This is a genomic window from Sphingopyxis sp. SCN 67-31 (assembly GCF_001725095.1).
In genome coordinates, this window is sequence record NZ_MEFH01000141.1 from 1 (window position 1) to 7692 (window position 7692).

General features: G+C 66.4%; 6 protein-coding genes. All 6 read right to left on the reverse strand.

Features of this window, described 5'->3' with window-relative positions; translation table 11 throughout:
• Positions 1-1382 (reverse strand): serine hydrolase (locus ABS88_RS21645; protein ID WP_286750554.1); only part of this gene is annotated, 1382 nt, incomplete at its 3' end.
• Positions 1379-2515 carry a YkvI family membrane protein gene (locus ABS88_RS21650; protein WP_003050360.1) on the reverse strand — a complete coding sequence of 379 codons (1137 nt, stop codon included), beginning with the start codon at positions 2513-2515 and terminating at the stop codon, positions 1379-1381. The genes ABS88_RS21650 and ABS88_RS21645, both read right to left, overlap by 4 nt.
• A complete protein-coding gene (locus ABS88_RS21655) occupies positions 2515-3555 on the reverse strand; it encodes an N-acetyltransferase DgcN family protein (RefSeq protein WP_286750557.1) in 1041 nt (346 codons plus the stop codon). The genes ABS88_RS21650 and ABS88_RS21655 overlap by 1 nt, the downstream gene beginning before the upstream one ends.
• A 20-nt stretch (positions 3556-3575) precedes the next feature.
• On the reverse strand, positions 3576-5762 hold the full coding sequence (locus ABS88_RS21660; protein WP_286750555.1) for a TonB-dependent receptor: 2187 nt from the start codon (positions 5760-5762) through the stop codon (positions 3576-3578).
• A gap of 4 nt (positions 5763-5766) precedes the next feature.
• A complete protein-coding gene (locus ABS88_RS21665; protein ID WP_058813310.1) occupies positions 5767-6921 on the reverse strand; it encodes a dipeptidase in 1155 nt (384 codons plus the stop codon).
• Positions 6922-7008: 87 nt separating this feature from the next.
• Positions 7009-7692, reverse strand: a 684-nt coding sequence (locus ABS88_RS21670) for an enolase C-terminal domain-like protein (protein ID WP_286750556.1), incomplete at its 5' end; no start/stop codon positions are given.

Consider the following 7692-nt stretch of genomic DNA (forward strand, 5'->3'; position numbering starts at 1 on the left):
CCCGCCATGCGCGGGGTCGAGGTGAAGTCGATCGTCAGCCCCTTCGCGCCGTCGGCGATCACGACATCGCCGTACCACGGATCGCGATAGCGCCCCGCATAGCCCGCGGGCTTCAGCGACGGGCCGACCTTCGCCGGCGATGCCTTCGCCTGTTTCAGATATTCGACGCCGCCCGCCAGCCGCGCTTCGAACCAGTCCTGCCATTTCGTCGTCCAGCCATAATCGGGCTGATCCAGATAATGGTCGAGCAGTTCGTAGGTCAGCCCCAGGATCATTCCGCTGTCCTCGCTGTTCATCATGATCGCAAAGCCGACATTCTTGTCGGGAATCATCACGACGCGCGTGATCGAACCGAACACGCCGCCGCTGTGCTGGATGATGCGGTGGCCGCGATAATCCTGCACCTGCCAGCCGAGCGCATAGGCCTGCTGCATCGGCTGCGCGGGTTTCAGGCTGTCGGGCAGTTCGGTGATCGGCATCGGCGTCACCGGGGTCCACATCTGCTTCGCCTGTTCCTCGCTGAACAGCCGTCCGCCGCCAGGCAGCGCGCCATGCGCAAGCTGGATCTTCAGCCACGCCGCCATATCGTCGGCGCTCAGCGCCAGCCCGCCCGCCGGCGCCCCGTTGCGACCCAACTCGTCGCGCTCGTCGAGCGCCTGCTGCGGCCCCAACCCGCGCAGCGCCCCCGACAGGCGCGCATGCGGCCACGAGCGGTTGGGGATACGGAAGCGATCTTCGCTGTCGCTCGTCGCATTCTTCATGCCGCCGGCGCGCAGCACATGCTCGCGGATGAAATCCTCCCAGCGCTGGCCGGTCACCTCCTCGATCAACTGGCCCGCAACGGCATAGAGGATATTGTCATAGGCATAGGCCGAGCGGAAACTCGTCTTGGGCTTGAGAAAGGCGACGCGCTCGACCGTCTGCTTGCGCGTCAGATAGGTGCGCGGCACGAACATCAGGTCGCCCTGCCCCAGCCCCAGTCCGCTCCGGTGGACGAGCAGGTCGCGGATCGTGATCTCGCGCGTGACCCACGGGTCGTACATGCGGAACCACGGCATATGCTTGATAACCGGATCGTCCCACGCGATCTTGCCCTGATCGACAAGCACCGCCAGCGCGGCGGCGGTCATCGCCTTGCCGGTCGATCCCGTCTGAAAGATGGTTTCGGCGTCGACCGGCGCGCTCTCGCCCAGCTTTCGCACGCCCCAGCCGCGCGCCAGCGTCGTCCGGCCGTCCTCGACGATCGCGATCGACACGCCGACCGCGCCGATCTTCTGGCGCAGCGCCTCGACGCTGTCGCCGATGTCGGCGGGCGGCTCGGCCCAGGCGGGCACCGAAAGGGCGAGCATCAGCGATGCCGCCAGCAGACGCGCGGATTTCATGGACGAACCTCCTGCATGGACGAGGGGCCCCGCTTGACGAGGCGATAGGTGCCGATCCCCAGCAGCGGGACGACGTAAACGGCCAGGAACAGCCAGGCGAGGATGCGGTATCCGCTCGCGATCAGGTCGACGAGGCCGACGCGCGCCGCGACGAACATGCAACCCGCCAGGATCGCCGCGCCGATCAGCGCGCGTCCCGCGGTGCCGGGCGCCGCGCGACCGCGCGCCTCGAACGCGCCCGCGATCCGTTCGTTGATCGCATGGATCGCCCCCACCCCGCTTTCGAGCAGCGCGGTGAAGATCATCAGCTGGAACAGCAGATGAAAGCCCGGCACCGCCATCTGCCGCAAAAGAAAGTCGGAGGGCAGCGTCTCGTCGCCGATGCCGGGATAAAAGGCCATCATCGCCACGAAGAACAGGATCGCGGGCAACATGGTCAGCGGCCCGGCGATCGCGCCCGCGATCAGCGCGTCGCGGCGGCTCGTCAGGTGGCGCAGCACCGGCAGCACGACGACCGCCCCGACGATGTTATAGCTCGCATAGGTGATGCCGCCCGCCATCCACCCGTCCGCCGGCGGTCCGGCCGCGGCGAAACCCGCGCCGATACGGTCGCCGAAGCGGGTCAGCGCAAAGAAGAGGAACAGCGCATAGACCGCATAGATCAGCATCGAGGCATATTTGAACAGGCGCTCGACCCCCGCTTCGCCGAACGCGGTCGCGAACAGGATCGCGGCGGCCAGCACCACCGCCCCCATCAGTTCGGGCCAGCCGAAGGTCGCCGCCCCAATCGCGCCGGCGGCGGCGCCGAACACCGCGAGGATCAGCACGACGAAGATCAGATAGGCCGCCTCGAACAGCACCCAGCCGGGGCCGAGCAATTGCTGGAAGAAGCTGCGATAGTCATAGGCGTGCAATTGCCGCGCGAGCGCGAAGGTCAGCGCCGCGACGACGCTCCAGATCAGCGTCGCGAGCAGCATCCCGGCAAGCCCGCCCCACGGTCCGGCCGGCACGAAATATTCGGCCAGTTCGCGGCCCGTCGCATAGCCGCCGCCGATGATGACCGCCTTCAGTGCGAAACCGGGCAGCAGAAAGCGCTGAAACCAGCTCCCTCCGCTGCCCGCCTCGCCCACCATCACGCGAGACAGTTTTCGACGAGCGCCGCGAACGCCGCGCCGCCGCGGATCGGATCGGCGACCGGCAGGCCCAGCCGCGCCGCCTCCGCCGCCATCAGTGCCGCGGCCGCATCGGCATCATAGCTCGAGGTGTTGAGGCTGACGCCGCCGCAGCGGATCGCAGGATTGGTGCGGCTGCCGAGCCGGATCGTCAGGTCGATCACCTCCTCGATGCTCGGCAGGGCAAAGCTTTCCATGCCCAGGATCACCGTGCGCGTCGGATCGTGGCAGACGACGAACACGTCGGGCTGGCTGCCGTGGAGCAGGCCGAGCGATACCGCGGCATAGGCAGGGTTGAAGATCGACCCCTGCCCCTCGATCAGATCCCAGTGATCAGCGGGCGCGTCGGGGCTCAGTATTTCGGCGGCGCCCGCTTCGAAATCCGACACCACCGCATCCATCGGCATCCCGCCGCCCGCGATCATGATCCCCGTCTGCCCGGTGGCACGGAAATCGGCGTCGATCCCGCGCTCGGCAAAGGCGCGGTGCAGCGCCAGCGCGGTATATTTCTTGCCCAAGGCGCAATCGGTGCCGACGGTCAGCAGCCGCTTGCCGCTGCGCTTGCGGCCGTTGCCGATCGGAATCGAAGGCGGCGGGGTGCGAACGTCGATCAGCCGCTGGCCGGTGCGCCGCGCCGCATCGGCGAGCGCGGGGATGCTCGTCAGCCGGACGTGAAGCCCGCTCACGATGTCGAGCCCCGCCTCCATCGCCTCGACGAGCACCGCGACCCAGCTGTCGCCGATGATGCCGCCCTGATTGGCGACGCCGATGACCAGCGAACGCGCGCCCGCCGCCCGCGCCTCGGCCGGCGACAGGCGCGACAGGCCGGTGGTGACGGTGCAGCCGCCGATCGCCCATTCGCCGACGCAGCGGTCGGCGGCCCAGTCGGCAAGGCCAAAGGCGGTCTTGGCATAGCCCGCCTCGGTCGTGTCGCCCAGAAAGAGCAGATAGGGCTGCGGGAGGGTGAGCTGGCTGTCCAGCCGGCCCGTCGGCGCGTTCATCGCTGTCACTCCGCTTTCGTTCAAAAGGCCATGTCGATCGCGACGCCGATTGTGCGCGGCTGCAACGGCGAGATCGACAGGAAGCTCGGCTGGTTCAACCCGTCCGCCATCGTCGAGCGCGCCATCTCGCCCTTGTTGTCGAACAGGTTACGCGCATAGGCGCGCAGCGTCCAATGGCCGTCCCACGTCACCGACGCATTCAGATCGACCGAGGTATAGGGCTCGGCGCGCGCGGTCAGCGGATCGCTTTCGACCAGCGACAGGCGGCTGCTCGCGTGGCGGATGCCGGCGCCGAAGCTGCCCTTGGCGTTGCCGCCCAGCGCAAAGTCGTAGTCGGCGCGCAGCGCGCCGCTGAACTTCGGCACCGCGGGCAAACGGTCGCCCTTCGCCCCGCTGATTTCGGGGACATCCTCGCTCAGCGAGGCGTCGGTGTAGCTGCCGGTCGCGCTGATCGTCAGGCCGGGCGCGGGGCGAAAGGCGATGCTACCTTCGAAACCCTTGCTCGTTGCCTTGCCGCCGTTGGCGCCGCCATTGACCCCGCCGAACGAGCGGACGACCTGAATGTCCGTCCAGTCCATCCAGAAAGCGGCAACGTCGACCGTTACCATCCGATCGGCCAGATCGGCCTTCAGCCCGACCTCATAGTTGGTCATGCGGTCGGCGGAAACCGTCGGCGGCACATTGGGAACGATGACGTTCGGGCCGCCCGGACGATAGCCGGTGGCGACGCGGCCATAGAGCATCGCATCCTTGTTGATGTGAAATTGCGGGCTGACCGAAAAGGTCCAGACGCTCTCCGCCGAGCTTCCCGGATCGTCGGCCTGGGGCACGATCGCGCCCGAGCTGATCTGGCGGAACGTCTGCTTGTTGCGCGCCCAGCGCAGCCCGCCGGTCACGTCGAACTGTTCCGCGAGTTTCAGCGTCGCATTGCCGAAGATCGCATATTCCTTGTAGGTCGCGGGCAGCCCGACGATCGCCAGCGGATCGAGCCCGGCGATAGGATCGCCGCTCATGTCATAGGACCGCACAAGCTGCGCGTTGCTCGTCTTCTCGTCGGTGAAAAAGCCGCCGATCATCCATTCGAACCGCCCGCCGCTTGGCGAGGTCAGCCGGACTTCCTGTGTCCATTTCTTGAGCCCGAGGTCGAGGTAAAAGGGCGTGATGCCGGGATCGACCGCGCCATCGGTCAACAGCGGAAAGAGCACGCCGAAGGCATAGCTCGCATCCTGCACCTGACGGCTCTTCGTCTTGCTGTAGGTGGTCGCAGAGGTCAGCGTTGCCGCGCCGAAATCATAATCGATCGTCGCCGAATAATAATCGAGCGAGATATCATAGGATTCGGGGACATAATTGTTGAACGAATGGCCGTTGCCGAGCCGGTTGCCCGCAAGGTCTGCGGCATAGAGGCCATTGCCGTCCGAATTGAGCGACTGCCAAATGCCCGCCAGCTTGACGCTCAATTGCGGCGTCGGTTGCCACAGCAGCGCCGCGCGGCCGCCGCGCTGTTCGAAATCATTCTGATCGGTCAGCCCGGCATTGTTGACGCTGTCGACCCAGCCCGGGCTCTTGCGCCAAGCGAAACTGCCGCTGATCGCCAGCGTGTCCTGCGCGATCGGGACATTGACATAGGTTTGCGCGCCCCAGCCGAGACCGCCTGCATCCTTGATCGAAAAGCCCTCGAGTCCGGCGCGAACGCGGAATTCATGCGTGTCGGGCTGCACCGTGACATATTTGACAAGGCCGCCGATCGAACTCGCGCCATACAGGGTACCCTGCGGCCCCTTCAGCACTTCGACGCGGTCGAGGTCATAGGGCATCAGGTCGATGGTGAAGGCGCCCGAGCGATTGTAGATCGCGCTCGATCCGACCGGCGCATCGTCGAGGTAGATGCCGACCGTCTGCGCGGCGCTCAGCGGTGCGACGCCGCGCAGCGTGATCGTCGTCTGCCCCGGCGTGCCGCCGTTGCTCACGTTCATGCCGGGAACATAGCCGGCATAATCGACGAGCGAGGCCGAACCCTGCTGCTGGATATCCTCACCGCCGACGACGCTGATCGAAATCGGCACGTCCTGCACATTCTGCACGCGCTTCTGAGCGGTGACGACGATCTCGCCGCTATATTCCGCGCCGCCCGCTTCCTGCGCCTGCACCGGCATCGCCACCGCGAGCGCCACGATGCTGCTTGCAATCCAAAGACCCTGTTTCATCGCCTTACCCCCACACTTGCGCGAGCAGGCGGCGGAAATTGCCCCCCAGCACCGCGCGGATGTTATCGTCCGAATAGCCGCGACGGATCAGTTCCTCGGTCAGGTCGAAGACCTTGAGCGGGTGGTCGAAACCGTCGATGTCGATCTTGTCGCGAAAGGCATAGCTATCCTTGTAGCTTGCCTTCAGCGCCGCATATTCCTCCGGCGCCATGTCGTCATAGCCGTTGAGGTCGGCGTCGGACCCGATGCCAACGTGCTCGATCCCGACCAGCTTGGCGACATGGTCGATATGATCGGCCATATGGCCGACATTGGTAGGGTCGCTCGCGCGGACGAACATCCGTACCCCGGTGATCCCCATGACCCCGCCCTTGGCGGCGAGCGCCTTGATCGCCTCGTCGGTCTTGACCCGCGGATGATCGACCAGCGCGCGCGCATTGCTGTGGGTAATCGCGATCGGCCCCTTGGCGAGCGCGATCGCGTCGAGCGTGGTGCGGTCGCCGCAATGCGATACGTCGATCAGCATCTTCGCCTGTTCCATCGCGTCGATGATCGCCGCGCCATAGTCGCTGACCCCGCCGTCGACCCGGTCGGTGCTGCCCGACCCGATGCGGTTCTGGCTGTTGTAGGTCAGTTGCGCGCAGCGCAGGCCCAGCCGGCGAAATACCGCGACATCCTCGACGCTGTCGAACTGGTCGGCATTCTGGATGCCCATGATGACCGCGCATTTGCGCATCGCCTTTGCGCTGTCGAGGTCATCGACGGTGTCCACGAGCGAAAAGACATGGCCGTTGCGCCCGACGAAGCCCTGCCACCCCGCCATATATTCCATCGCCTGCGCCCGCGCATCGGGACCGCCAAGGCCGAAGCTGTTGTGAAAGCCGGTGATGCCGCTCGCCCGAAACTCCGCCGCCTCGGCATCGCTGAGGCGGTGCGCGATATAATCGGGGGCCATCGTGATCTTGAGCGGCGCGAGCATGTCGATCACCAGCGAGGCGGCAACCAGATCGACCGCGCGCTTCGAATAGCTGCGCGCCGGCGCCGCCGCGAAGGCATAGGCACCGCGCCCGATCATCGGCGCTGCGATCGTCGCAGACAAGGCTGTCCCGACCGCGCCCGCCACAAAGGCGCGGCGCGTCGCCGGGAATGACGCGGTCATTCCACCCTCCACCTCAAGAAAATTTCATTTTCAAGACTATTGTCCTAATCAGAAAATTGTCAACCCATTTAGGACAGGAAAATTATATCAGCCGCCACCCCACAGGCTCGGCGGACAATGGATCATGCCGTCGCGATAGGTGACGCCGGGCTCGCGGTCGCGCGCGAGGAAGGTCGGTCCGTCGAGGTCGACGATGTCGCAGAGCTGCCCCACGAGGTAGGATGGCGCCATCGACAGGCTGGTGCCCATCATATTGCCGACCATCACGTCGAGCCCCAACCGCCGCGCCTGCCGCGCGATCGCCAGCCCCTCGGTCAGCCCGCCGCACTTGTCGAGCTTGATATTGACGACGTCGAAGCGCCCGACGAGCGATGCGGTGTCGGCGAGCGACAGCGCGCTTTCGTCGGCAACGAAGGGCAAGGGCCGCTTGACCCCGTCGAGGTCGGCCTCGCGCCCGCGCCGCAGCGGCTGTTCGAGCTGCGCAATGCGGTGCGCGACGAGCAGCGGCAACAGATCGCCCAGCGTGGCGCGGTCATAACCCTGATTGGCATCGACGCCGATCCACGCATGCGGACGCGCCGCGCGGATCGCGGCGATGCGCGCCGCATCGAGGTCGACCTCGCCCGTCAGCTTCACCTTCACCGGCGCGTGCGGGTCGATCGCCAGCGCGGCGGCCGCCATCGCTTCGGGGCTGTCGGCGCCGAGCGTCAGCGTCGAGCGCAGCGCGCGCGGCGGGTCGAGCCCGGCCAGTTCCCAGACGGGCTTGCCCGC

Bases quoted from the DNA above. Each gene is read 5' to 3' on its own strand.
- ABS88_RS21650 (WP_003050360.1), bottom strand. From the start codon at position 2,515: ATGGTGGGCGAGGCGGGCAGCGGAGGGAGCTGGTTTCAGCGCTTTCTG.
- ABS88_RS21655 (WP_286750557.1), bottom strand. From the start codon at position 3,555: ATGAACGCGCCGACGGGCCGGCTGGACAGCCAGCTCACCCTCCCGCAG.
- ABS88_RS21660 (WP_286750555.1), bottom strand. From the start codon at position 5,762: ATGAAACAGGGTCTTTGGATTGCAAGCAGCATCGTGGCGCTCGCGGTG.
- ABS88_RS21665 (WP_058813310.1), bottom strand. From the start codon at position 6,921: ATGACCGCGTCATTCCCGGCGACGCGCCGCGCCTTTGTGGCGGGCGCG.